The following is a 25,051-nucleotide window of genomic DNA, read 5'->3' as shown; positions in this document are numbered from 1 at the left end:
GGATGAGCCCTCGCGCCGGTTCGTAACGTACGTCCGCCGGTGGCTGCGCACTTCCCGAAACGAGCAGGTGACAACGTGACGAGACTTCACATCCGGCCGTCGGCGGCCCGTTCCGCCGCACACCGTCTCCCCGGAGGTGACCGGTGACCCGCACGCTCACCCTGCACGACTACGTCGTCGCCGGGATCGCCCTGGCCGCGGGTCTGCTGGCGGCGTTCGTACTGCGCGTCGTGCTGCGCTGGCTGGGCAAGCAGGCCGACCGCACTCGCTGGGGCGGCGACGACGTGATCGTGGACGGCCTGCGCACGGTCCTGCCGTGGGCCGCCGTACTGGGCGGCGCGGCGGCCTCGGGGGCCGTGCTGCCGCTCACGAGGACCGTGCAGCGGCATGTGAACCAGACGCTGACCGTGCTGCTGATCGTCGCGGCGACGGTGGCCGCCGCGCGGGTGGTCGCCGGTCTGGTGCGTACGGTGACCGAGTCCCGCTCCGGGGTCGCCGGTTCGGCCACGATCTTCGTGAACATCACCCGGGTCGTGGTGCTGGCCATCGGCGGCCTGGTCGTGCTCCAGACGCTGGGCATATCGATCGCCCCGATGCTCACCGCCCTCGGTGTGGGCGGTCTGGCCGTCGCGCTGGCCCTTCAGGACACGCTCGCCAATCTCTTCGCGGGCATCCACATCCTCGCCTCCAAGACCGTGCAGCCGGGCGACTACATCCGGCTGAGCAGCGGCGAGGAGGGTTATGTGACCGACGTCAACTGGCGTCAGACCACGATCCGTTCGCTCTCCAACAACCTCGTCATCATCCCCAACGGGCAGCTGGCGGGGACGAACATGACGAACTACAACCACCCCGAGCAGGAGCTGACGATCCTCCTCCAGGCGGGCGTGGCCTACGACAGCGACCTGGAACACGTGGAGCGGGTGACCGTCGAGGTGATCGCCGAGGTGATGCGGGAGATCACCGGGGCGCTGCCGGAGCACGAGCCGGCGGTGCGGTTCCACACCTTCGGCGACTCGCGGATCAACTTCACGATCATCCTGGGTGTGGGCGAGTTCAGCGACCAGTACCGGATCAAGCACGAGTTCATCAAGCGGCTGCACCGCCGCTACCGCGCGGAGGGCATCCGTATCCCGGCGCCCACCCGCACGGTGTCGCTGGAGCAGGGCGCGGTGGTAATCCCGCACCAGCGCGCGGGCGCCGCCGAGCCGGGCGAAGTGTCCTCCGCCCGGCTCGACTGACGGCTCACCGGGCCGTCACGCCACGGCTCAGAGGGTCGCCGAGTTCTCGTGGTAGTGCCCGCCCCTGCGGCTGTGCGGGGCGGTGAGCGCCGAACTCACCGGCGTCACCGTCCAGTCGGGGTGGCCGGGCATCCGCGGGGTCCTGGTGCCGTAGAGCCAGTCCCGCAGGAAGCCGGAGAGGTCCTGGCCGGCGGCCTGCGTGGCGACGGTGATGTAGTCCTCGGTCGAGGCGGAGCGGCCCCGGAACCGCTCCAGGAAGGTGCGCTCGATCGTGTGGAAGACCGCCTCGCCGACCTGCTGCCGCAGGGCGTACAGGACGAGCACGCCACCGAGGTAGCGCTGGCTGTCGAAGAGGTTGGCCTCGTTCGGCGCGGCGACCGGGCCGGAGGACCTGCGCCACTGGTCGCCGCGCGCGTACGTGTCCTTCATCCGGGCTTCCATCGTGGTCAGCCCGAGGGAGTCGGCCCAGCCGCGCTCGTAGCGGTAGAGCAGGCCGTAGAAGTCGGCGTGGCCCTCGTTCAGCCACAGGTCGGCCCAGGTGGCGGGGCTGACGCTGTTGCCGAAGTAGGAGTGCACGAGCTCGTGCATCATGTGCGAGGCGATCTTCGGCTCGGCCTGGAGCAGGTAGTTCGGCTTGTAGAGCGTGAGGGTCTGCGTCTCCAGGCCGGTGAAGTCGAACGCGGCCGGGTCGTCGGAGTTGCACGGCAGCAGGCCGTACGTCTCGAACGGGTACGCGCCGAGCCGCGCCTCGATCCAGCTCACCAGGTCGGGGGTGAGGGCCAGCGCGGGTTCCAGCGCGGCGGCGCGGGCGACCGGGACGACGTCGCGCAGGGGCAGTCCGTGGGGGCCGGAGCGCTCCCTGACCGTGTAGTCGCCGACGGTGATCTGCACCAGCTCGGTGGCCATCGGCTCACGCGAGGTGTAGGTGTACGCCGTCCGGCCGTCGCCGAGGTCCTCGGTGGAGACGAGCGAGCCGCTCGCGACGCCGCGCAGTCCGGCGGGGACGGTGATGCGGAAGGTGAAGTCCGCCTTGTCCACCGGGTGGTCGTTGCAGGGGAAGAGGGTGTGCGCCGAGTTCGGCTGCGGGCAGACCGCGAAGCCGTCCGGCGTGGGCACCCAGGCGGTGTGCGCGAGGGCGCGGCGCGGGTCGGCCGTGTACCGGACGGTGATCTCGGCGTACCGGCGCGCGCGCAGGGCCGTCGCGGGGGTGATCCGCAGCTTCTCGCCCTCCTGGGCGTACGCCGCGTCGGTGCCGTCCACCTGGACGGCCGCTATGTCGAGGCCGAGGGCGTCGAGGGAGAGGCGGCTGAGCGCCTGCGTGGTCCGGACGGTCAGCCGGGCGGTGGCGCCGACGAGCCGGGTCGTGGCGTCCCAGACCAGGTCCAGGTGGTAGCCGCACACGCGGTAGCCGTCGTTGCCGAGGCTCGGGAAGACGGGGTCACCGAGGGTCTCGGGGCCCTGGACGGGCGGGTTCTTCGGGCGCTTCCCCGTGGCGGCGTGGGCGGTGCTGCCGGCGCTCAGTGCCACGGCGGTGCCGATCAGGGCGGCCGGGGCGGTCACTCTGCTGCGATATCTCATGGTCCGCTTTCACTCGGGCGGCCGGCTGGTCATGTCCGGCCGTCTCGGATGAGATGACGATCACCCTTCATGACCGCAAGATCACCCTCCCCGGTTGCGTCCCGGTGCAAGCGATCCGTGGCGGCATCCGGCCGGACCCCTGTCGAGGCGCGGCCGATCACGAGATATCTTGATGTCGAGCAATGTTGCAGACGTGGAGCGGAGCACCCGGTGACTGACTCGACCATCATCTATACGCACACTGACGAGGCCCCGGCCCTGGCGACGTATTCCTTCCTGCCGGTGGTCCAGGCCTACGCCTCGCAGGCGGGTGTCTCCGTGGAGACCCGGGACATCTCGCTGGCCGGGCGCCTCATCGCGGTGTTCCCGGAGTACCTCGACGAGGACCAGCGCATCCCGGACGCGCTGACCGAGCTGGGCGAGCTGGCGAAGACGCCCGCGGCCAACATCATCAAGCTGCCGAACGTCTCGGCCTCCATCCCGCAGCTCAAGGCCGCCGTGGCCGAGCTCCAGGGCCAGGGCTACGCGCTGCCGAACTACCCGGACGACCCGAAGACCGCCGAGGAGCGGGAGATCAAGGCCCGCTACGACAAGGTCAAGGGTTCCGCCGTGAACCCGGTCCTGCGCGAGGGCAACTCCGACCGCCGCGCCCCCGCCTCGGTGAAGAACTACGCCAAGACCCACCCTCACCGCATGGGCGCCTGGTCCGGCGAGTCGAAGACCAACGTGGCGACGATGGGCGAGAACGACTTCCGCTCCACCGAGAAGTCCGCGGTGATCGCCGAGGACGGCGCGCTGCGCATCGAGCTGGTGGCCGAGGACGGCGGCACCACCGTGCTGCGCGAGTCGGTACCGGTGCTCGCCGGTGAGGTCGTCGACGCCTCCGTGATGCGCGTCGCCCACCTGCGCGAGTTCCTGACCGCGCAGGTCGCCCGCGCCAAGGCGGAGGGCGTGCTGTTCTCCGTGCACCTGAAGGCCACGATGATGAAGGTCTCCGACCCGATCGTCTTCGGCCATGTCGTGCGCGCGTTCTTCCCGAAGACCTTCGCCCGGTACGGCGAGGCGCTGGCCGCCGCCGGTCTGTCCCCGAACGACGGTCTCGGCGGCATCCTCAAGGGCCTGGAGTCGCTGGCGGACGGCGCCGAGATCAAGGCGTCCTTCGACGCCGAGCTCGCCGAGGGCCCGGCTCTGGCGATGGTCGACTCCGACAAGGGCATCACCAACCTGCACGTGCCGTCCGACGTCATCGTCGACGCCTCGATGCCGGCCATGATCCGCACCTCCGGCCACATGTGGGGCCCGGACGGCCAGGAGGCCGACACCCTCGCGGTGCTGCCGGACTCCTCCTACTCCGGTGTCTACCAGGCCGTGGTCGAGGACTGCCGCGCGAACGGCGCCTACGACCCGTCGACCATGGGCTCCGTCCCGAACGTCGGCCTGATGGCGCAGAAGGCCGAGGAGTACGGCTCCCACGACAAGACCTTCGAGATCGCCACCGCGGGCACGGTCCGCCTGGTCGACCGGGCCGGCAACGTCGTGATCGAGCAGCCGGTCTCCGAGGGCGACATCTTCCGCGCCTGCCAGACCAAGGACGCCCCGATCCGCGACTGGGTCAAGCTGGCCGTCACCCGCGCCCGCGCCACCGGCGACCCGGCCGTCTTCTGGCTGGACGAGACCCGTGCGCACGACGCCAACCTGATCGCCAAGGTCGAGGCGTACCTGGCCGAGCACGACACCGACGGCCTGGACATCCGCGTCCTCGCCCCGGTCGAGGCCACCAAGCTGTCGGTGGAGCGCATCCGCCGCGGCGAGAACACCATCTCGGTGACCGGCAACGTCCTGCGCGACTACCTCACCGACCTCTTCCCGATCCTGGAGCTGGGCACCAGCGCCAAGATGCTGTCGGTCGTCCCGCTGATGGCGGGCGGCGGCCTGTTCGAGACGGGCGCCGGCGGCTCCGCGCCGAAGCACGTCCAGCAGCTGGTCAAGGAGAACTACCTGCGCTGGGACTCCCTCGGTGAGTTCTTCGCGCTGGTCCCGTCCCTGGAGCAGTACGCGGCCGCCACCGACAACCCGAAGGCCAAGGTCCTCGCCGACGCCCTGGACCGCGCCACGGCGACCTTCCTCAACGAGGACAAGTCCCCGACCCGTCGCGTCGGCGGCATCGACAACCGCGGCAGCCACTTCTACCTGTCCCTCTACTGGGCCCAGGAGCTGGCGCAGCAGTCCGACGACGCCGAGCTGGCGAAGGCCTTCGCCCCGCTCGCCGAGTCCCTCGCCGCGAACGAGTCGAAGATCGTCGACGAGCTGAACGCCGTCCAGGGCAAGCCGGCCGACATCGGCGGCTACTACCAGCCCGACCCGGCCAAGGCCGCCGCCGTGATGCGTCCCTCCGCCACCTGGAACGCGGCGCTCGCGTCCCTGAGCTGACGCCTCCCGGCACACCCGACGACTCCGCCCCGACCGGTGCAACCGCCCGGCCGGGGCGGAGTCGTCTGCCCCGCCGCCCGCCCGTACGACCTGGGAGACCTCGCATGTCCTACGCCGTCCTGCCCGGCGCCCCCGACTCGCCCGTCCTGCTGCACGTGCCGCACGCGGCGCGCGCGATACCCGCCGAGGTACGGGCCGGGATCGTGCTCGACGACGCGGCGCTGGAGCGAGAGCTGGACCACATCACCGACGCCCACACGGACGGCGTCGCGGCCGCGGCCGCGCAGCTCGCGGGCCTGACGCCCTGGCGGTTCGTGAACGGGCTGTCGCGGCTGGTGGTGGACCCCGAGCGGTTCCCGGACGAGCGCGAGGAGATGCTCGCCGCCGGCATGGGGGCCGTGTACACCCGCACCACGCACAAGGAGGTGCTGCGGGAGGCGGACACGGACCCGGAGCCGCTGCTCGAGCGGTACTTCCGGCCGTACGCGCGGGCCATGGCCGACGCCGTGGCCGACCGGCTCGAGGCCACCGGGCGGGCCGTGATCGTCGACCTCCACTCCTATCCCGCGAAGGCCCTGCCCTACGAGCTGCACGGCGCCGGGCCGCGGCCGCCCGTGTGTCTGGGCACCGACTCCTTCCACACCCCGCCGGAGCTTCTCGCGGCGGCGCGGGAGGCGTTCGCGGGCATCGGGGAGACGGGGCTGGACAGCCCGTTCGCGGGGACGTACGTGCCGCTGGAGTACTACGGGCGCGATCCGCGGGTGGCGGCGCTGATGGTGGAGATCCGCCGGGACACGTACATGACCGAGCCGGGCGGACCGGCCGGTCCCGGACTCGCCCCGCTCGCCGAGGCGCTGGCCCGTCTGGTGGACGCGGTGCCGAGGTAACCGGCTGGAGCACTCCCGCGCGACAGGCGGCGCCGGGGCGGCGAGGGTGAGGGCATGACCGAGGAGACCACCACGCTGACCGGGCAGGCGCCGCCGACCGTGCGCAACTGGCCCGCGCTGGACGTGCCGGGCACGGACTTCGACCCGGTGCTGGACCTGCTGATGAGCGAGGGCCCGCTGGCCCGCATCACCCTGCCGCACGGCGAGGGCTGGGCGTGGCTGGCCACCCGCTACCAGGACGTCCGGCAGATCACCGACGACCCGCGGTTCGGCCGGGCCGAGCTGACTCGACGTCAGACCACCCGGACGACAAGGCACTTCGGGCCCCGCCCCGGTTCACTGGCGTTCACCGACCAGCCCGACCACGACCGGCTGCGCGAGGCGGTCGCGGACGCGTTCACCACCGACGCGGCGAAGCGGCTGCGGCCGAGGGCGCAGGAGCTCCTCGACGAGCTGGTGGACGACGTGGTGGGCCAGGGGCCGCCGGCCGATCTGGTCGAGCGGGTGCTGGAGCCGTTCCCGGTCGCCGTGGTCGGCGAGGTGATGGGAGTGGGCGCGGCCGACCGGCCGCGGGTGCGCTCCTGGACCCGGGAGATCGCCGCCGGTGACGCCGAGGCCGCCGAGCGGGCCAGGGGCGAGCTGTGCGGATGGATCAGCGAGACCGTGCGGGCCCGCGCCGGCAGCGACGGCGACGACGTGTACGCGATGCTGGGCCGGGCCGTCGCACGGGGCGAGGTCGGCGAGGAGGAGGCGGTGGGCCTGGCCGGACCGCTCCAGACCGGCGGCGAGGCGGTCACCCACAACTGCGGGCAGATGCTCTACCTGCTGCTCACCCGGCGCGATCTGCTGCGCCGGATGCGCGAGGCGCCCGAGGAGCGCGGCCGGGTCGTCGACGAGCTGCTGCGGTACGTCCCGCACCGCAGCAGCGTCGGCCCGGCGCGGATCGCGCTGGAGGACGTCGAGGTGGCCGGCCACCGGATCCGCGCCGGGGAGCCGGTGTACGTCTCCTACCTCGCGGCCAACCGGGACCCCTCGGTGTTCCCCGACCCGCTGCGCATCGACCCCGACCGGGAGCCGAACGCGCATCTGGCCTTCGGCAACGGCACCCACCACTGCACGGGCGCGGCGCTGGCCCGGATGCAGGCCGAGCTGCTCGTCGACACCCTGCTCGACCGGCTGCCCGGCCTGCGGCTGGCGGTCCCCGCCGAGGACGTGCCCTGGCGGACCAGGACGACGCTCCGGGGACCGCGCAGCCTGCCGTGCACCTGGTGACCGTACGGTGTCAGGGCCCGGACCCGGGTGTCAGGCGCGCAGCCACTCCGTGACCACCACCTGACCGCCGGCCCGCAGCCGCAGCGCGAACGGCCCCGACGGGGCCACGTCGCTGCTGAAGCGGCCCAGCGCGTCCGCGGCGAGCGTGTCGGGCGTGGAGGGATGCGGCCCGCCCAGCACCTCGATGCCGGCCGGCTGGGGCGGGATCACCTGCCCCATCAGGCCCTCCCCGGTCACCTCGATGTCGACCGTCAGGTCGCCCGCCCGGAAGGTCAGCATCCGCGGCGGGTCGCCCGCTCCCCTCACCGGAATGGAGTCGACCAGCGAGTCGAAGGTCAGCTCGGCGACCCGGGCGTCCAGGTCGTGCAGCAGGAACGCCTCGACGGCGATCTGCCGCAGCGCGGCCGGGACCGGGTCGAGGACGGCCGCGGCGCGCCGCAGCTCCTCCTCCAGCAGCCCCGTGTCGAAGGCGTCCTCCCCCAGGTCGTCGTTGTCGTGGCCGGCCTCGCTGTCGTAGCTGGCTTCGTCGTCGTGGCCGTTGTCGTCGATGTGGTGGCCGTTCACAGCGCTCCCCGTGCGTCGATTCGGGCGCGCAGCCGCCGCAGGCAGCGCTGGCGCAGCGGTCCGATGCTGCCCACGGCGATCCCCAGGGCCGCGGACACCTCCTGGTACGTGGGCGGCGGCGAGGCCATGAGCACCCGCAGCAGTTGCCGGCAGCGGTCGCCGAGGGCCTCGAACTCCTGCCACATACGGCGGATCCGCTCGGTCTCGGCGGCCGCCTCCTCGGAGTCCAGCACCGACTGCTCGGGCGTGCGGTCCTCGCTGACCCGGTCCAGGAGCTGCGGGTCGTCGGTGGGGGTCAGCCGCTTCAGGCTCTTGATGACCTTCAGGCTCTCGTGCCGCGCCGTGCTGGCGAGCCACGAGCCCGCCTTGTCCGGTTCCCGCAGCCGCCCCAGATGCTGGGCGAAACGGAACCACACGGTCTGGTAGACCTCGTGCGCGTCGGCGTCGGACAGCCGGTGCGCGCGCACCACTGACCACACCAGCGGGCTCATGCCCTCCACCAGCGCTTTCCAGGCCGCCGCGTCACCCTCGACGGCGGACTGGACGAGCGCGCCGACATCTGCACGGTCCACGGCCCCACCCCTCGTGTACGGCCTGTCATCGTACGCCGTGGAGGGGCATGCTCCGATCCTCATCCGGGCCTCACGCGGTGGGCGCGACGGGCACCGCGCGCCACCCGGCCGGGCGCAGCGCAGGCACGTGCGCGCCCCGCACCTCGGCGAACTCGGTGTTGGCGGCCAGCAGTTGCTGCCGGGCCAGACGCGGGTCGGCCAGCTGGTGGGCGGTCATATGGGCGGCGACCATCCCGGCGACGACCGGGGTGGCGAAGGAGGTGCCGCTCCAGCTCGCGAAGCCGTCGAACATCACCTGGTCGGGCTTGCCGCTGCCGTTGGTCTGCCGCTCGGTCAGTTCGCCGGTGTGGCTGGGGGCCTGGCAGGTGCAGGCGTAGGTGAAGCCGTAGCGGCAGGTCTCGTAGGTGGAGTGCTGGTAGACGTACGGCACGGGGGTGTTGAAGCCGGTGAAAGCGCTGGTGAGGCGCTCGCCGGGGGCGTAGGCGCGCACCCAGGGGCCGTGGTTGGAGAAGCAGGCGCCGAACTCGCCGTCGCCGCGCAGGGCTCCGACGGAGAGCACGGCGTGCTCGTAGGCGGGCAGGCTGGAGTAGGCGGCGGGCCAGAAGGGGGTGGCGCTGCCGTTGTTGCCGGCGGCGGCGACCAGCAGGGTTCGCTGCTGGAGGAGTTCGGCCATGAAGTTCTCGACGCCGAGCAGCCCGTCGAGGCGGCCGTTGGAGGTGCCGGCCGACAGGGAGAGGATGTCGGGCCAGCCGCTGTGGTCGACGGCCTCGAACAGCTTCTCGCCGAACTCGGACTCCAGGATGGCGCCCGCGTCGGTCAGCGCGTTGCTCACGGTGATCTCGGTGTTGGGCGCGACGGCCGCGACGAGCCCGGCGATGAACGTGCCGTGGCCGACGTACTGCTGGAGTATGCCCTGGTCGTCGGTCTCCCGGGTCTGCGCGTCGCCCCGGGTGTGCGCCAGGGGCTGGTAGGAGCGGTAGTCGTTCATCAGGCCGGTGTCGACGACCAGGACGCCGACCGCGGTCCCGGGGTCGTAAGGGGTGGTGTCCAGACCGGGGTTGGGGGCCTCGGTGCGGGCGACGGGCTCGGGCTCGTCGCCCGGGCAGGCGTTGACGGCGATGGACACCAGGTGGTTGCGGCTGACCAGACGGCGTCCGGCGCGGCCCTCGGCCTGGCGCAACGACCGCAGGGCGGCGGCCACTTCGCGGTCGCCGCCGCCGGCGCGCAGGCCCTGGCCCGGGTCGCCGACCTGGATACGGGTGATGCCGGAGCGGTTGGTGCGCGGGCCCGCGCGGCGGATGGTGTCGGCGGTCAGTCCGGGCGCCTCGGTGAAGTGGGCGCGCACGGTGTCCTCGACGAGCCGGGCCTCCTCCCCGTCGCGGGCGAGGACGACTCCCTGCTCGTAGATGAACTCGGCGGAGTCGTCCGGTCCCATGGCAAGGGGGACGTCGGGGAGCGAGCGCTGGATCTGGTCGAACTGCTCGTGGAATCGCTGTGGTGCCATGGCGGGTCCTCCCAGTGGGGCACGTGTCGTCAGACAGAGCCGCGGGTCCGTTGCCTGATACAGACCCCCGGGCCATGTGACACGGTTCCGCGGAGCACTACCATCCGTTGCGTGACAGCGGGAAGCGACACGGTGCTCGAACTGCTGCCGATGGTGTTCGCCGCCCCGAACGAGGCTCTCGCGCGGGCGCGCGGCGTGCTGACGTCGGACGCGCCGCCGCTGCACGCCTCCGTGGCCCACCAGGTCATCGGCATCTGGCAGCGGGACTTCGGTGATCTGCGGCTGGCCCTGCACCATCTGCGCCGGGCGCGGGACTGCGCGGCGCGCGCGGACTCGGCGGAGCGTGAGGCGGACGTACTGGGCACGCTGGGGGTCGCGTTGGTGCACGCGGGGCGCACCCGGCAGGGGCTCGCCGCGTTCGAGCGGGGCGTACGGCGCGGCAGCGGTCACACCCGCGCGCGCGTGCTGTACCGCCGGGCGTACGCCTGGTGGGTACTGGGGCACCACCGGCGGGCCCTGGAGGACGTACGGCGGGCGATCCCGGTGCTGCGGCAGGCGGACGACGTGATCTGGACGGCGCGGGCGCTGACGCTGCGGGCCACCGTGCATCTGGCGCTGGGCGCGGTGGACCGGGCGGACGCCGACTTCACGGCGGCGGAGGCGCTGTGGGACACCACGGGCCAGGAGCACGACAAGGCGGACGCGGTGGAGAGCCGGGGCCTCGCGGCGTTCCGCGCCGGGGACATCCCCGCGGCGCTGCGGCTGCTGGACGAGGCCGAGGGACGTTACGCGGCGCTGGGCACACCGACGTTCATGCTGAACATCAGGCGCTGCGAGGTGCTGATGGCGGCGGGACTCGCGCCGGAGGCGCTGGCCGAGGCGGACGCGGCGATCGCGGCGCTGGACGGGATCGGCGGCCAGTCCACGCGCAAGGCGGAGCTGCTGCTGGCGGCGGCCCGCGCGGCCCGGCTGGCGGGTGACCCGCACACGGCGATCGCGCGCGCGGCGCTGGCGGTGCGGCTGTTCGCCGGCCAGCGGCGCACGTGGTGGGAGACGCACGCCCGGCTGGTGCTGATCGAGGCGCGGGTGGCGGCCGGCCGGCACGCGGGCCGGATGGTGGCGGACGCGGCCGCGGTGGCCGAGCGGCTGGCGTCCTTCGGCGCGCCCTCGGCGCCGGAGGCCTCGCTGCTCGCGGGCCGGATCGCCCTGGAGCTGGGCTGGCGGGAGGACGCCGAACGGCATCTGGCCGCGGCGGCGCGCAGTCGGCACGGCGGTCCGCCGCTGGCGCGGATCACGGGCTGGGCTGCGCAGGCGCTGCGCGCCCAGGCCGCCGGTTCGGGGCGGGGGGTGCTGGAGGCGTGCCGGCGCGGTCTGGCCGTGCTGGACGACCACCGGACCACCCTCGGCGCCTCGGAGCTGCGGGCGCGGGCGACCGAGCAGGGAGCGGAGCTGGCGGCACTGGCGCAGGGGGCCTCGCTGGCGGCGGGCGGCTCACGGCGGCTGTTGCAGTGGAGCGAGAGGTGGCGCGCGACGGCACTGTCCGCGCCGCCCACCCGGCCGCCGGGCGACCCTGCGCTCCAGCGCGGGCTGACGGCCTTCCGGGAGATCGCGGCGCGCGCGGAGGCCGCCCGGATGGAGGGGCGGCCGGTCCCGGCGCTGGAGCGCGAACAGCGGCGGCTGGAACGGGAGATCCGCTCGCTGACCCTGCACATCCGCGGCGACGCGCCCGGCGGCGGTGACCGGTTCGACGTGGCCCGGCTGCTGGCGGCGCTGGGCGGGACCCGGCTGGTGGAGCTGGCGGTGGTCGACGGCCGGGTGCATGTGCTGCTGTGCGGCGGCGGGCGGGTACGGCGGTTCGAGGCGGGGCTGCTGGCCGAGGCGGTGGCCGAGGCCGAGCATGTGCAGGCGGGGCTGCGACGGCTGGCGCATCCCGGGGCGGAGGCCCGGCTGCCGCTGGTGGAGGCCATGGGGCGGCGCCTGGAGGAGCTGCTGCTCGGCCCCGCGGCGGCGCAGCTGGGCGGCGGGCCGGTCGTGATCGTGCCGCCGGGCCGGCTGCACCGGGTGCCGTGGGCGCTGCTGCCGTCGCTGCGCGAGCGGGTGCTGAGCGTGTCGCCGTCGGCGGGCAGCTGGCTGCGGGCGCACGAGACGGCTCCCCCGCCCGGCGGGCGGCATGTGCTGGTGCGCGGGCCCGGTCTCGCCACCGGTGGCGCGGAGGTGCCCGAGCTCGCGGGCCGTTACGGCGCTCCGACGGTCCTGGAGCAGGACGAGGCGCGGGCGCCCAGGGTCCTCAGGGAACTCGACGGGGCGGCGCTGGCGCACATCGCCGCGCACGGCGCCTTCCGGGCGGACAGTCCGCTGTTCTCCTCTCTGCGCATGGCCGACGGCCCGATCGTCGTCCATGACTTCGAGCGTCTGGACCGCAGCCCGTACCGGATCATCCTGTCCTGCTGCGACACCGCCCGGTTCGCCTCCGTCGGGGCGGACGAACTCCTGGGTCTGGTCACGGCGTTGCTGCCGCTGGGCACCGCGGGCGTGGTGGCGTGCAGCGCGCCCGTGAACGACGAGGCGGTGGTGCCGCTGATGCTGGCCCTGCACAAGGGGCTGGCGGCCGGGCTGTCGCTGGCGGAGGCGCTGCGGGACGCGCGGGCCGCGGTACCGGACGACGCGGTGCACCAGGCGACGGGGTGGGCGTTCACGGCGTTCGGCGCGGCATGAGGGCGGGGCCCGGGTGCGGACCTGGTGTGGTCCGGGGGTGCGGGCCTGGTGTGGTGGTCCGGGGTGGGGGCCATGTGCGGTCCGGGGCGCGGGATGGTGGGTGACCGAGGGCCGGTGCCGGTGGGTTTACGAGGCCCGGTGCCGGAGGTGACCGAGGCCCGGTGCCGGAGGTGGCCGAGGCCCGGTGCCGGAGGTGACCGAGGCCCGGTGGAGGCCCTCGGTCGTGCTCGTCACACCTCTATTCCGGGCCGTGCACTGCCGGAACCGTCATAAGGACACTCGCGGCAATGGCGCGGCCTTCCCGGATCCACTGAACGGTCTCCCTCGACTCATGCCCTCGACGGGGCGGCGGGTTGCGGGGAGACCGGCGCAACGGCGCTTCGAGCAGGCCCCACTATGCCGTGCGGATCGTGCCGCGTGAGCCGTCAACACACGCCACCTCAGGCGGACTTGCTCTCCGGAGCCGTCGTCCTGCCCGGCAGGTTCCGCCGGTCGCCGCCGAGGCGGGTGTAGGCGCTGTAGAGGTGGTTGCCGACGGTCCGCACGGACAGGGTGAGGCGCTCGGCGATCTGCCGGTTGCTCAGTCCGGCCGCCGCCAGCGTGACGATCTGCCGCTGGCGGGCGGTGAGTTCACCGAGCACCAGCCCGGTCAGCGCCGGGGTGCGGGCGCCCTGGCAGCGACGGGCCAGGGCGACGGCCCGGGTGCGTGAGGTGCGCGCGGCGAGCGGGTCGCGGTGTGCCCGTACGGCCTGGGCGTGCGCCTCCGCCGCGAACAGCAGGAAACCGCGCTCCCTCAGGGCCTCGGCGGCCCCGTCCAGCGCGGGGCCGTCGGCGCGGGAGAGCGCATCGGCGTGGTCCTGGAAAACCTGTGCGGAGCAGGGCAGTTCGGCCGCGAGCTCGGGCGCGCCGAGGCGTACGGCGTCGTAGGGCCGTTCGCCGTCCAGGGCTTCGAGGGCGGCGTCCAGGTCGCCCCGGGCGGCGGCACGCCAGGCGGCGGCGCGACCTCCACCGCGGCCTCCACCGCCTCGGGGCTCGTCGGTCTCGTCCTCGCCCACGATGCCCGACTGGGCTTCGCTCAGGACGAGTTCCAGGTGGCAGGCCTCGTCGCCGGGTGTGTGCCGCAGTCCCTGACGGGCCCAGGCGGAGGCGTCGCGCAGTTCTCCCCGCAGCCGGCAGTAGCGGGCGCGTACGGCGGCGTAGGCGGCGGGCACCGGCTCGCCCGACTCGGCCAGCCACTCCCCCGCCGGTGTCGGAGTGTCGCGTACGTCGGCCCGCTCGACGCGGCGCTCCAGTGCGGCGGCCTCGGTCTTCAGGGCGAGGCCGATCTCCTCGGGCGCACGGGCGAGCCGTCCGGCGCGCAGCCGTCCGGCGGCGGCGCGCAGGGCCGGGCCGTGCAGGGGGTGGGCGAGGCGGACGGCGTAGCCGCCCCGGGCGGGCTCGGTGACCTCGATCAGGCCGTCGGCCTCGAGCCGTTCGAGGACGTCCAGGTCACAGGCGTCGGAGGCCAGCGGCAGGGGTTCGGCGAAGGCGAGGCGGTCGAGCGTCTCGCGCTCGGCGGGCTCGGCGCGGCCGAGGACGGCGGCGGCCCGCTCCCGGACGGCGGCGGTCAGCGGCAGCGGGCCGCGCCAGGCGCGTTCGCCGGTGGCCGGGTCGGGGGTGAGCAGGCCCCGGGCGCGGACAGCGCCCACCAGGTCCCGCAGCAGCCGCAGGTCGCCGCCGCACAGACGGTGCAGTCGGCGCGCGGTGAGGGGCTCCACGGGGCCGCCCGCGCCGGCCGTGAGGAGCTCGGCGGTCTCGTCGTGGGGCAGGGGGCCGAGGGCGAGGCGGGGCAGCAGATCGCCGGTCCACAGCCGTCGTACGGCGTCGGGGGCGGGCGCGTGGTCGGTGGCGACCACGACGAGCCGGGTGCGGGCGTGCACCGCGAGCTGGTGGACGAGCGCGGCGGAGGCGTCGTCGAGGAGGTGGGCGTCGTCGACGACCAGCAGCCGGACCCCGGAGAGCAGCCGCACGGCGCCGTGCAGGGTGACGGCCTCCGGGAGCAGGTGGGCGAACGCGGCGAAGTGCGTGTCACGGGTGTCCGGCGTGCCCGCGGCCCGGACGCGGTCGGTGCCCCGCAGTGCCTCCTCCACCAGCCGGGACCTGCCGCAGCCGGCCGGGCCGGTGACGACGATGCCGTGGCGCGCGGCCGTCGACGAACGGCGGACCAGCTCGACTTCGTCCTCCCGGCCGGTGAACGGCCAGGGCATGTCGAGGGTCCTGGGGTCACGCTCGAATGGTCCGGCGGACTCGGCGGGCGACCCGGCCCCGCCGGATGTTCCCGCGCGGCCGGGCGTACCCGCCGCCGCACCGGACGCCTCCGTCCCGAAGGGCGTCACGTTCTCGATGGCCGTCTCGAAACTCGTCACGACAAGAGGAGTCCGCGTACTCACTTCTGATACAGGCGGACTTGAGTAGACCCCGACTCAGGCGCGGGCCCGCGGTACGGCGGCAGGCTTCTCGCATGACCGGACGCTACTGCTCGCTCACGCAGGCACCGGCCCCCGCCTTCACCGCGGGGCTGGGGGCCGAGCGGCTGGGCGCGCTCGTGGGCGGCCGGCGGATGTGGGTGAACGGCACGGTCCTGCACTACTGCTTCTTCGACGGCCAGGCCGACGCGTCCGTGATCCCCGTTCCCGGGTCCGGGGAGACCCGGCGGGTGTCCTGGGTCGGCTCCGAGCGGCAACGGGACGTGGTGCGCGCCGGTTTCGGCGAGTGGCACGACCTCGGGATCGGGCTGAGCTTCGTGGAGGTCGCCGACCGTTCGGAGGCCGAGCTGCGCGTCGGGTTCCAGCTCGGCGACGGCTCCTGGTCGGCGATCGGCAAGGACGCCCTGCGCACCGGCATCAACGACCGCACCATGAACTTCGGCTGGGACCTGACCGCGTCCGGCGGGCACGGCACGGCGCTGCACGAGATCGGGCACGCGCTGGGCATGCAGCACGAGCACCAGAACCCGTACGCCGCCATCCACTGGGACGACGAGGCCGTCTGTGCCGAGCTGGCGGGGCCGCCGCACCACTGGAGCCGGGAGACCACCCGGGACAACATCCTGCGCAAGCTGAGTCCGGCCGAGGTCAACGGCTCGGTCTGGGACCCGCAGTCGGTCATGGAGTTCGCGTTCCCGCCGGGGCTGATCCTGGAGCCGGAGGAGTTCCGCGGCGGTCTGAACCCGCCGGGGACGCTGTCTCCCGCGGACAAGGAGTTCGCGCTCCGCTGGTACCCGCCGCTCGCGGCGCGTCCGGCCCTGGTGCCGTTCCGGTCGGCCCCGCTGAGGCTCGGGCCGGGTGAGCAGGCCGACTTCACGCTCGAACCCGCCGAGACGCGCGAGTACACCGTCGCCGCGTTCGGCGACTGCGACACCGTCGTGGTGCTCTTCGAGGAGCGCGACGGCGAACCCCGCTATCTCGCCGCCGACGACGACGGCGGCAGCTCGCGCAACGCCCGGATCGGGGCCCGGCTCGTCAAGGGCCGGCGCTACGTCGTCCGCGTGCGCCTGTACTCCGGCTGGGGGCCGGGTGAGACAGCGGTCATGTGCTGGTGACGGCACCGCCGCGGCGACCGTACGACACCGTTCCGCACGGAGGCAGGACCACACAGTCCGGCACCGGGGAGCGGCCGGGGCCCGTCTCCTTCGGGGGAGGGGGACGGGCCCCGGCCGCGCGCGGGAACCCCGCACCACGAGGGAGGTGCGGGGCTTTCGCGTGTCCGGCCCCCGGGCCCTGTCGTCGGACCCCCGCCTGCCCCGCGCGCCGGGCCCAGGACGCGGCCCGGTGGCCGACGGCCTCGGGTCTAGGACGCCGCCCGGTGGCCGGGGACGGCCGCGTCGGGATGGTCCAGTCCCAGGTGGTCGCGCAGGGTGGTGCCCTCGTAGTCGGTGCGGTGGACGCCCTTCTCCTGGAGCAGGGGGACGACCTTGTCGGCGAACTCGTCCAGTCCGCCCGGCGTGATGTGCGGGACGAGGATGAAGCCGTCGCTCGCGTCGGCCTGGACGTGGTCGTCGATGTCCTTCGCGACGGTCGCCGGGCTGCCGACGAAGTTCTGCCGGTTGCCGGTCTCGATGACCAGGTCCCGGATGGACCACTTGTTGGCGGCGGCCAGTTCGCGCCACTCCCGTGCCGTGGCGAGGGGGTCGCGGTACATCCGGACCTGGGCCCGGCCGCGCGCGATGTGGTGCTCACCGGGGTCGGGGTCGACGTCGGGCAGGGGTCCGTCCGGGTCGTAGGCGGACAGGTCCCGGTTCCAGACGAACTCCAGGTGCCTGATCGCCGTGGCGCCGCTGACCTGCTGCCGCCGTACCTCGCGGGCGATCTCCTCGGCCTCCGCGTCGGTGTCGCCGAGGACGAAGCTGGCGGCGGGCAGGATGAGCAACTGGTCGTGCCTGCGCCCGTACTTGGCGAGGCGGGACTTGACGTCCGCGTAGAAGGCGCGGCCGGTGTCGAGCCGGGCGTACCGGCTGAAGATCGCGTCGGCGTCGGAGGCGGCGAACTCGCGGCCCTCTTCGGAGTCGCCGGCCTGGAAGATCACCGGGCGGCCCTGCGGTGAGCGCGGGACGTTGAAGCGGCCGTGGATGTCGAAGTGTTCGCCGGTGTGGACGAAGGCGCCGGCCTTGGCGTCGCTCAGGAAGGCGCCGCTCGCCTGGTCGGCGAGGATCTCGTCGCCCCGCCAGGAGTCGAAGAGTTCGTTCGCGGTGGCCAGGAACTCCTTGGCCCGGGAGTAGCGCTCCTCCTGCGGGAGGAAGCCGCCGCGGCGGAAGTTCTCGCCGGTGAAGGCGTCCCAGGAGGTGACGACGTTCCAGGCGGAGCGGCCGTCGGAGAGATGGTCGAGGCTGGCGAACTGCCGGGCGACCTCGTAGGGCTCGTTGAAGGTGGAGTTGATGGTGCCGGTCAGGCCGATGCGCTCGGTGACCGCGGCGAGCGCGGCGAGGACGGTGAAGGTGTCGGGGCGGCCGACGACGTCCAGGTCGTAGATCCGTCCGCCCTGTTCGCGCAGGCGCAGGCCCTCGGCGAGGAACAGGAAGTCGAACCTGGCGCGTTCGGCGGTGCGCGCGAAGTGGGCGAAGGAGGAGAACTCGATGTGGCTGCCGGCGCGCGGGTCGCTCCAGACGGTGGTGTTGTTGACGCCGGGGAAGTGGGCGGCGAGATGGATCTGCTTCAGCGGCTTGCTCATGGTGTGCGGTCTCCCTCCGGCTCAGACTGCCGCGTAGCGGTTGGCGGGGCGGGGCAGGCCCAGCAGGCCGCGCAGGGTCCTCGCCTCGTAGGCGTGGCGGAAGACCCCGCGGCGCTGGAGCTCGGGTACCAGCCCCCAGGTGATGGCGGGCAGGTCGTGCCCGGCGACGGCGGGCCGCAGCCGGAACCCGGTCAGGCCTTCGGCCTGGAACTCCTGGAGAAGGTCGGCCAGTTGGGCCGGGGTGCCGGTGAACACGCGGGCGTCGCTGGTGTACGGCGTCCCGGCGAGGGCGTCGAGCCGGTCCCGGCGGGCCACGGCCTCGGCCTCGGAGTCGTCGAGGAGGACGACGAGGTCGGCGAAGATGTGCAGCGGCTCGTCGGCACGGCCCGCGGCCCGCTGCTCGGCGCGGATCTCGGCGACGACGGCTCGGGCCTGGGCGGCGTCGTGCGGGGTGACGTAGCCGACGTCGGCGGCGCGGGCCACGAGGCGGTAGGGCCAGGTCTGGTGGGCGAGGGCGGTGACGAGCGGCTGGCCCTGCGGCGGGCGGGGCGTGATGGAGGGGCCCTTGACGCTGAAGTGCCGTCCCTCGAAGTCGATGTAGTGCAGCTTGTCGCGGTCGATGAAGCGGCCGGTGGCGGCGTCCCGGATCTCGGCGTCGTCCTCCCAGCTGTCCCACAGCCGGCGCACGACCTCGACGTGGTCGGCGGCCTCGTCGAAGAGTTCGGCGACCACGGGGGCGTCGTAGTCCTCGATACGCGGCAGGGTGCGGCGGCCGAAGTGGGCGGCCTCGTCGGGGCGGGCGCTGATCTGCACGCGCAGTCCCGCCCGGCCGTTGCTGACGTGGTCGAGGGTGGCGACGGCCTTGGAGACGTGGAACGGCTCGGTGTGCGTGGCGACGACCGTCGGGACCAGGCCGATGTGCGAGGTGAGCGGGGCGACGCGGGAGGCGACCAGGACGGCGTCTAGACGGCCGCGGACCTGGTCGGTGCGGTCGTCCGGTTCGAGGAAGCGGGAGGTCTGCGGGCCGAGGCCGTCCTCGATGGTGACGAAGTCGATCAGGCCGAGTTCGGCCTCGGTGACCAGGCGGGCCCAGTAGGCGGCGCTGAACAGCTCGCGGGGCCGCGACTCCGGCTCGCGCCAGGACGCGGGGTGCCAGCCGGTGCCGTCCAGGGCGACGGCGAGGTGCAGATGCGCGGGGGTGGTGTCGGACACGGGTGGGTCCCTTCTGGAGAACCGTGCTGAGGACCGGGGCCCCGAAGGTCGCGGGGCCCCGGCTGGTGAGTGCCCGTCAGGAGTTGTCGAGGGGCAGACCGGGCGGGTTCACCTCGGACTTGGCGACGGCCTCGTCGGAGAGGTTCCAGGCGGCGAGCCACTGGGCGTAGGTGCCGTCCTCGATGAGGTGGTTGACGGCCTCGGCGACGGGCTCGGCCAGACCGCTGCCCTTCTTGGTGGTGGCGGCGATCAGGCCCTGGAGGCTCTCTCCCGCTCCCGAGTAGGTGCCCGCGCTGCGGGTGGCGTTCGGGGTGTTCGCGGTCTGGGTGACGTGGTAGGCGACGCCCGGGTTGGCGGAGAGATAGGCGTCGATCTTGCCACCGGTGAGGGCGAGATAGGTGGCGTTCTTGCTGGCGTAGTGCTTGACGGTGAGCTGCTTGCCCTCCTTCTTCAGCTTCGCCTGCCACTCCAGGAGGATCTTCTCCTGGTTGGTGCCGTTGTCGACGGCGACGGTGAGGCCCGCGAGGTCGCGGTAGTCGCCGTCGAAGGTCCAGGTGCTCTTCTTCGTCGTCTCGAAGCCGATGTCGTCCTTGCGGTAGGAGGCGAAGTCGTACTTGCGCTTGCGCTCCTCGGTGTCGGTGATGTTGGCGAAGGCGATGTCGACCTTGCCGCTGTCGACGCCCACGAACATGTTCTCCCAGGTGGAGTTCTTCAGTTCGGGCTCCAGACCGAGCACGGCGGCGACCAGGCGGGCGAAGTCGGGTTCGGCGCCGGTGAGGGTCCTCTGGTCCTCGCCGATGTAGGCGAGCGGCGGGAAGCCGTCGGGCAGGGCGCCCACGCCGATCACCAGCTTGCCGCTCTCGCGGACGTCGGCGGGCAGTTCGGCGCTGATGGACTCGACCTCGGCGGCCTTCAGAGTGGTCTGCTTCGCGGCGCCGTTGGACAGCTGCCCGATCGTCACGGTGCCGGCCTTGTCGGTCGTCGTGGTGGCGGCGTCGCTCTCCCCTCCGCAGGCGCTGAGGCCGGTGGCGAGGGCGGTGGCGGCGGTCGCCGCCGTGAGGCCGCGGAGCAGGGCGCGTCGGGAGAGGCGGGAGGGCATGGCTGTCCTTGTCGTCCGGTGGAGAGGGTGAAGTGCCTTGAGGGCGGGAGGGGTTCAGAGGACCTTGGCGAGGAAGTCGCGGGTACGTTCGTGCCGCGGGTGGTCCAGGACCTGCTCGGGCGGGCCCTGTTCGACGATCCGGCCGCCGTCGATGAAGACGATCCGGTCGGCGACCTCGCGGGCGAAGCCGATCTCATGGGTGACGATCACCAGGGTGGTGCCGCTGGTCGCCAGGTCCTTGATGACGGCGAGGACCTCGCCGACCAGCTCGGGGTCCAGCGCCGAGGTCGGCTCGTCGAACAGGATGATCCCGGGCCGCAGGGCGAGCGCGCGGGCGATGGCCACGCGCTGCTGCTGGCCGCCGGAGAGCTGTCGGGGGTAGGCGCCGGTGCGGTCGGCGAGGCCGACCCGGCCCAGGAGCTCACGGGCCAGTTCCTCGGCGGCGGGGCGGGAGAGCCGCCGCGTCGCGACGGGCGCCGCGGCCACGTTGTCGAGGACGGTCAGATGCGGGAAGAGGTTGAAGTTCTGGAAGACGAAGCCGATCCGGCCGCGCTGCGCCAGGATGGCCCGCTCCCCCAGCTCCTTGAGCCGGTCGCCGTGCCTGCGCACGCCGATCAGCTCGCCGCCCACGCTGACATGGCCGATCTCGGGCTTCTCCAGATGGTTGATGACCCTGAGCAGCGTCGACTTGCCGGAGCCGGAGGGGCCGAGGATCACGGTGACCTCGCCCGGGCGGACGGTGAGGTCGATGCCGTCGAGGACGCGGTGGGAGCCGTACCACTTGTGCACGTCGTGGACTTCGAGGGCGGTGGCGGTCATACGGCGGTCTCCCTGCGGGCGCGGGCGCGCAGTTCGCCGGCGGCGGCGCGCAGTCTCTGCAACGGGGTCGGGGGCAGGGTGCGGGTGGCGCCGCGGGCGAAGTACCGCTCGACGTAGTACTGGACGACCGAGACGGCACTGGTGAGGACCAGGTACCAGACGGTGGCGACCATCAGCAGCGGGACGATGTCGCCGGGGTAGGTGCTGCCCATGGTCTGCACCGAGCCGAACAGGTCGAGCAGCGACACGTAGAACACCAGGGAGGTCGCCTTGATCAGGCCGATGAGCTGGTTGACGTAGTTCGGGGTGATGGAGCGCAGCGCCTGCGGCAGGACGATCCGGCGGAACTGGTAGCCCTTGGGCAGGCCGAGCGCGGCGGCCGCCTCGTGCTGACCCTGGTCCACGGAGAGGATGCCGCCCCGGACGACCTCGGAGGCGTAGGCGGCCTCGTTGAGGCTGAGGCCGACGACGGCCACGGCGAGGTCGGTGGCGAGCCGTGACTCGTCGAAGGTGATGAACGCCGGGCCGAACGGCACGCCCAGGCTGAGGGTCTGGTAGAGGGCGCTGAAGTTGTACAGGAAGATCAGGACGACGATCAGCGGGACGGACCGGAACAGCCAGGTGTACACCCAGCTCGCCGCGCGCAGCACGGGGCTTCCGGAGAGCCGGGCGAGGGCGAGCAGGATGCCGCCGAGCAGGCCCAGGACGGCGCTGAGCGCGGCCACTTCGAGGGTGATGACCAGCCCGTCGAGGATGACGGGGCGCAGGAACCAGTAGCGGAAGCGGTCCCACTGGTAGAAGGGGTTGGTCGCCAGCCCGTGGACGAACTGGGCGAGCAGGACGAGGACGACGGCGGTGGCGATCCAGCGGCCGGGACGGCGCAGCGGCAGCACGCGCTGCGCGGCCAGGGGACGTTGGGGCCTGGCGGCGGGCGTCGCCTCGGCGAGGGAGACGGCGGCGCCTGGGGGTTCACTCATGGCGGGCTCCAGCGGGGTCGGACACCCCGGGGCAGCGCGGCGGTCCCCGCCAGCGGGGCGGGGTGCGGCACGGCGGCATGGCGGCGCGCGGGAGCGCGGAACGCACGGGACCGGGGGCTGGGCGGGCAACGGCACACCGCTGAGGCGGTGTTCGTCCGGGCCTGCGGGGCCCTGCGGGGAGAAGTCGGTCAGCCCCGCGGGCGGGCACGGCCCGGTGCGGTACACAGCGCGCTGCTGACGCGCAGGAGGTCGACGGCCCGGTCGGCGACGAGCGGTGTCAGGGGCGGCAGGACGCGGCCCCGGGGGCGGCGCGCTGCCGCCGTCCTGGAAGCTGCGTCCATGTCCGTCGTCCTCTGTTCAGCGGCCCGCTCGGGGCCTCGCGCTTACCGAAGGTGATCCGGTCCGGTCGTCACCTGGGGCACCCCACCGCGGCGCGAGGGTTGCCGGCCAGCGAGCCAGGGCTTGTCGCTGACACTCATGACCGTTCTGGTGCCGTAGTGAACACAGCCGCCCCGGCACATGTCAACGCCGGTCCACTGGACGGACTCTCAGCGGCGGCCGGCCGCCTCCGCGTGCGCCGCCCAGTCGAGTATGCCGACGGCCGCTCCGGCCGCCTCCAGGCCCTGACAGTGGGCCCGGTGGCGGCGGGCGATGCCGTCGAGGTCCAGTTGGGGCCCGAACGCGGGGTGGGCGGCCAGCCCGCGCGCATAGGCCCACAGGGTCCGGTGCCCGGCGATGAGCTGCACCGCGGCGGCGTCCAGGTGATGGAGGTGCACGGTGTCGAGCCGCAGCAGGGTGACCCACAACTCGACGTCCAGAGCGCTTGTCTGACGGCACGACACGTCCACGTCGGCGCCCAGCAGCCGTTCCAGCTCCCCCAGCGCGGCCAGCAACTCGTCCAGGGCCGCGGCGCGTTCGGCCGGGTCCGCGCCGGCCGTCCCGGCACGCTGGGCCGCGTCCTCGACGCCTCGCGCGCACAGCCGCCGTACGGCCTCGAACTCCCCCTCCGTCCCGCACGGGTAGAGGGCGGGGCCGCTCTCGCCGAAGCACCGGGCGAGGTCGCGCATGATGTCCTGGGCGTGCACGCTGACGACACGGCCGGACCAGTCGTCGCCGAGGACGGGCGCGGCGGCCGGACCGGTGTGGCGGTGGGCGCTGGCCTCGTAGAGCGGGAGCAGTGCCGAGTGGCCGCCGTCGGGCAGGTCGGGGACGGCGGGCAGGTGGGTGACGGGGCAGACGGCGTCGAGGCCGAGCAGGGCGTGGGTGACGGCGAGGCGCAGACCGTCGGGACAGGCGGTCGACAGGTACAGGCGGTAGCGGCCGGGCACGGCGTAGTGGCCGCTGCGCGCGTCACGGCCGATACGGCCGCGCAGCGAGGGCGCGGGGCGGGCGGCGAGAGGTGCGACGGACATGGTTCTCCCCGGGTGAAGGCGTGGACGTACGCACGGCGACGGTGTTGTCGGACCCGGAACGCCGAAGACGGCGCCGACGGCGCGCGTGACAGCGAGGGGTGCGAGGGCGGGGGTGCGGTATCAGCCCTGGACGTCGGGCGCCGCGGACGCGCGGCGGATCGACGGGCGGCCTCAGCCGCGGGCGGCCATGGCGCTGCAGACGCGTTGCAGGTCGATGTGGCGGCGGGAGGTCAGCAGCGGCGGGCGCGGGGACACACGAGTCACCTCTGCGGTGACCGGCCCGAGGCGCCCCATGGTTTCTCCGCCCGTTCTCGAGGTTCTCCTCCCTGGACTCTCGGGCCGGTACGCGGCGGTGTCAAGGGGGCGTCCGTCAGGCGGGCGGGGTCGACAGCGCGTCCTGGTGCCCGGGTTCACCAGCCGCGACGGGCGTGGGCCGTGCGGCGGTCCCGGGAGGGGAGGTAGGCGGAGCGGAGTGCGGCGACGAGCGCGCGGCGCAGTTCCCGGTCCTGGTCGGTCTCCAGCGGCATGTCGAGCTGGACGATGCCGACGCCGGCCGCGCGCAGCCAGCCGATGCGGGCGGCGACCGTCGCGGGCGAGCCGACGAACGCGCCGGCCAGCGAGCGGGCGACATAGGCGGACAGCTGGTCACGGCCGTCGGAGCGACCGCGTTCGCGGTCCCGGTCGAGCTGTACGGCGTCCAGCCAGCGGTCCGCGTCCGGGCCGGAGATCAGCCGGACCGCGTCCGCGCGGATGCGGCGGGCCCGCTGCTCGGCGGCCTCGTCGGTGGGGGCGGTGACGACGGTGACATGACGCCAGATCCGCAGGGTCCGGCCGTGCTCCGCGGCGGCCGCGTGGGCGCGGGCGATGTGCCGCCGGGTGGCGGTCAGGGGCAGCGGCGGCACCGCGTACACGTCCGCGAAGCGGCCGGCGAGCGCCACGCCCTGCGGTGAGGAGCCGCCGAAGGAGAGCAGCTCGGCGCGGGGCCGCGGCAGCAGCCCCGCGCGAGCGCCGCGCACCGTGTAGAACTCGCCCTCGTGGTCGAAGTCCTGGCGTTCCGTCAGAGAACGCCGGAAGACCTCGAGGTACTCCCCCGCCCTGCGGTAGCGGTCCGTCTTGCCGAGGGTGTCTCCGTCGCGGGCCACGTCGGCGTCGCTGGAGCCGACGATGACATGCGCGGCGGCCCTCCCGCCGGAGAGCCGGTCCAGGGTGGCCAGGGAGCGGGCGGCCACGGTCGGCGCGGTGGTGCCTGCCCGGTGGGCCACCGCCACCCGCAGCCTGCTGGTGGCCGCCAGCGCCCAGGAGGCCACCAGCCAGGGGTCCGGCCAGGAGCTGGACTGCACGACGAGCGCGCTGTCCAGTCCGTCCTCCTCGTTCTCCCGGGCACCGCGCGCCACGAACTCCGGGTCGGCGTCGCGCTCGCGCGGGTCGGGGGCGAAGCGCAGGGCCTGGCGCTCCTCGGGGGTGGTGCCCGGCACGGGCGCCGCGCGGACTCCGCCGCGTATGTCGAGCTCCACGGGGGTGCCTTTCGGGGACGGGGTCGGTGGGCGGTGGCCGCGCCGGGCTG

The 25,051-nt window shown here is 73.7% G+C and carries 20 protein-coding genes and 1 riboswitch; of the genes, 6 read left to right on the top strand and 14 right to left on the bottom strand.

Features of this window, described 5'->3' with window-relative positions; genetic code table 11:
• Window positions 1-143 precede the first annotated feature (143 nt).
• A complete protein-coding gene (locus ACFYR0_RS07695) occupies window positions 144-1,241 on the top strand; it encodes a mechanosensitive ion channel family protein (protein WP_389322982.1) in 1,098 nt (365 codons plus the stop codon).
• Window positions 1,242-1,268: 27 nt separating this feature from the next.
• On the opposite strand, the gene ACFYR0_RS07690 is transcribed toward ACFYR0_RS07695, so the two are convergent.
• Window positions 1,269-2,819 (bottom strand): M1 family metallopeptidase, encoded by a 1,551-nt coding sequence (locus tag ACFYR0_RS07690; RefSeq protein WP_389322980.1) that lies wholly within the window; start codon window positions 2,817-2,819, stop codon window positions 1,269-1,271.
• A gap of 210 nt (window positions 2,820-3,029) precedes the next feature.
• On the opposite strand from ACFYR0_RS07690, the gene ACFYR0_RS07685 reads away from it, so the two are divergent.
• From ACFYR0_RS07685 to ACFYR0_RS07675, 3 genes are all read left to right on the top strand, one after another.
• Window positions 3,030-5,249 carry an NADP-dependent isocitrate dehydrogenase gene (locus tag ACFYR0_RS07685; protein ID WP_389322978.1) on the top strand — a complete coding sequence of 740 codons (2,220 nt, stop codon included), beginning with the start codon at window positions 3,030-3,032 and terminating at the stop codon, window positions 5,247-5,249.
• A gap of 104 nt (window positions 5,250-5,353) precedes the next feature.
• Entirely contained in the window at window positions 5,354-6,136 is a 783-nt protein-coding gene (locus ACFYR0_RS07680) for an N-formylglutamate amidohydrolase (RefSeq protein WP_389322976.1), read from the top strand.
• Window positions 6,137-6,190: 54 nt separating this feature from the next.
• Complete coding sequence (locus ACFYR0_RS07675) at window positions 6,191-7,408, top strand: cytochrome P450 (RefSeq protein ID WP_389322974.1); 1,218 nt, start codon at window positions 6,191-6,193, stop codon at window positions 7,406-7,408.
• A 30-nt stretch (window positions 7,409-7,438) separates the two neighbouring features.
• Here ACFYR0_RS07675 and ACFYR0_RS07670 read toward each other — a convergent pair whose 3' ends face one another.
• From ACFYR0_RS07670 to ACFYR0_RS07660, 3 genes are read right to left on the bottom strand one after another with little or no spacing between them, the layout of a single operon-like run.
• A complete protein-coding gene (locus tag ACFYR0_RS07670) occupies window positions 7,439-7,972 on the bottom strand; it encodes a hypothetical protein (RefSeq protein WP_389322972.1) in 534 nt (177 codons plus the stop codon).
• Window positions 7,969-8,607: an RNA polymerase sigma factor gene (locus ACFYR0_RS07665; protein ID WP_386378206.1), complete on the bottom strand. Its 639-nt coding sequence runs from the start codon at window positions 8,605-8,607 to the stop codon at window positions 7,969-7,971. The genes ACFYR0_RS07670 and ACFYR0_RS07665 overlap by 4 nt, the downstream gene beginning before the upstream one ends.
• Window positions 8,608-8,614: 7 nt before the next feature.
• Complete coding sequence (locus ACFYR0_RS07660) at window positions 8,615-10,048, bottom strand: S8/S53 family peptidase (protein ID WP_389322969.1); 1,434 nt, start codon at window positions 10,046-10,048, stop codon at window positions 8,615-8,617.
• 150 nt (window positions 10,049-10,198) lie between these two features.
• Between ACFYR0_RS07660 and ACFYR0_RS07655 the strand changes: the two genes are divergently transcribed.
• A complete protein-coding gene (locus tag ACFYR0_RS07655) occupies window positions 10,199-12,763 on the top strand; it encodes a CHAT domain-containing protein (RefSeq protein WP_389323744.1) in 2,565 nt (854 codons plus the stop codon).
• Window positions 12,764-13,203: 440 nt separating this feature from the next.
• Here ACFYR0_RS07655 and ACFYR0_RS07650 read toward each other — a convergent pair whose 3' ends face one another.
• Window positions 13,204-15,009: a LuxR C-terminal-related transcriptional regulator gene (locus tag ACFYR0_RS07650; RefSeq protein ID WP_389323741.1), complete on the bottom strand. Its 1,806-nt coding sequence runs from the start codon at window positions 15,007-15,009 to the stop codon at window positions 13,204-13,206.
• A gap of 254 nt (window positions 15,010-15,263) precedes the next feature.
• Here ACFYR0_RS07650 and ACFYR0_RS07645 point away from each other — a divergent pair, with 254 nt between their 5' ends.
• Window positions 15,264-16,343, top strand: a complete 1,080-nt coding sequence (locus tag ACFYR0_RS07645; RefSeq protein WP_389322967.1) for a M12 family metallopeptidase — start codon at window positions 15,264-15,266, stop codon at window positions 16,341-16,343.
• A 248-nt stretch (window positions 16,344-16,591) separates the two neighbouring features.
• Here ACFYR0_RS07645 and ACFYR0_RS07640 read toward each other — a convergent pair whose 3' ends face one another.
• The 9 genes from ACFYR0_RS07640 to ACFYR0_RS07600 form a co-directional block, all read right to left on the bottom strand.
• Window positions 16,592-17,968 (bottom strand): NtaA/DmoA family FMN-dependent monooxygenase, encoded by a 1,377-nt coding sequence (locus ACFYR0_RS07640; protein WP_389322965.1) that lies wholly within the window; start codon window positions 17,966-17,968, stop codon window positions 16,592-16,594.
• A 21-nt stretch (window positions 17,969-17,989) separates the two neighbouring features.
• Window positions 17,990-19,180, bottom strand: a complete 1,191-nt coding sequence (locus ACFYR0_RS07635; protein ID WP_389322963.1) for an LLM class flavin-dependent oxidoreductase — start codon at window positions 19,178-19,180, stop codon at window positions 17,990-17,992.
• Between the two features lie 76 nt (window positions 19,181-19,256).
• Complete coding sequence (locus tag ACFYR0_RS07630) at window positions 19,257-20,279, bottom strand: transporter substrate-binding domain-containing protein (RefSeq protein WP_389322961.1); 1,023 nt, start codon at window positions 20,277-20,279, stop codon at window positions 19,257-19,259.
• A 54-nt stretch (window positions 20,280-20,333) separates the two neighbouring features.
• Window positions 20,334-21,098, bottom strand: a complete 765-nt coding sequence (locus tag ACFYR0_RS07625; protein WP_389322959.1) for an amino acid ABC transporter ATP-binding protein — start codon at window positions 21,096-21,098, stop codon at window positions 20,334-20,336.
• Entirely contained in the window at window positions 21,095-22,075 is a 981-nt protein-coding gene (locus tag ACFYR0_RS07620) for an amino acid ABC transporter permease (protein ID WP_389322956.1), read from the bottom strand. Before ACFYR0_RS07620 ends, ACFYR0_RS07625 begins: the two co-directional genes overlap by 4 nt.
• 188 nt (window positions 22,076-22,263) lie before the next feature.
• Complete coding sequence (locus ACFYR0_RS07615) at window positions 22,264-22,416, bottom strand: hypothetical protein (RefSeq protein ID WP_389322954.1); 153 nt, start codon at window positions 22,414-22,416, stop codon at window positions 22,264-22,266.
• A gap of 33 nt (window positions 22,417-22,449) precedes the next feature.
• Window positions 22,450-22,558: riboswitch (SAM riboswitch) on the bottom strand.
• 65 nt (window positions 22,559-22,623) lie between these two features.
• Window positions 22,624-23,487, bottom strand: a complete 864-nt coding sequence (locus tag ACFYR0_RS07610; RefSeq protein WP_389322952.1) for a glutathione S-transferase C-terminal domain-containing protein — start codon at window positions 23,485-23,487, stop codon at window positions 22,624-22,626.
• Between the two features lie 171 nt (window positions 23,488-23,658).
• Window positions 23,659-23,781, bottom strand: coding sequence for a putative leader peptide (locus tag ACFYR0_RS07605; protein WP_389322950.1), 123 nt, complete (start codon window positions 23,779-23,781; stop codon window positions 23,659-23,661).
• 116 nt (window positions 23,782-23,897) lie between these two features.
• Complete coding sequence (locus ACFYR0_RS07600) at window positions 23,898-25,001, bottom strand: LLM class flavin-dependent oxidoreductase (protein WP_389322947.1); 1,104 nt, start codon at window positions 24,999-25,001, stop codon at window positions 23,898-23,900.
• Between the last annotated feature and the right edge of the window lie 50 nt (window positions 25,002-25,051).

The sequence above is a fragment of the Streptomyces sp. NPDC005017 genome (assembly GCF_042873115.1).
In the GTDB taxonomy this organism is placed as follows: domain Bacteria; phylum Actinomycetota; class Actinomycetes; order Streptomycetales; family Streptomycetaceae; genus Streptomyces.
Note: the sequence above shows the minus strand (reverse complement) of the source record. Positions and strands in the feature narration are given on the sequence as shown.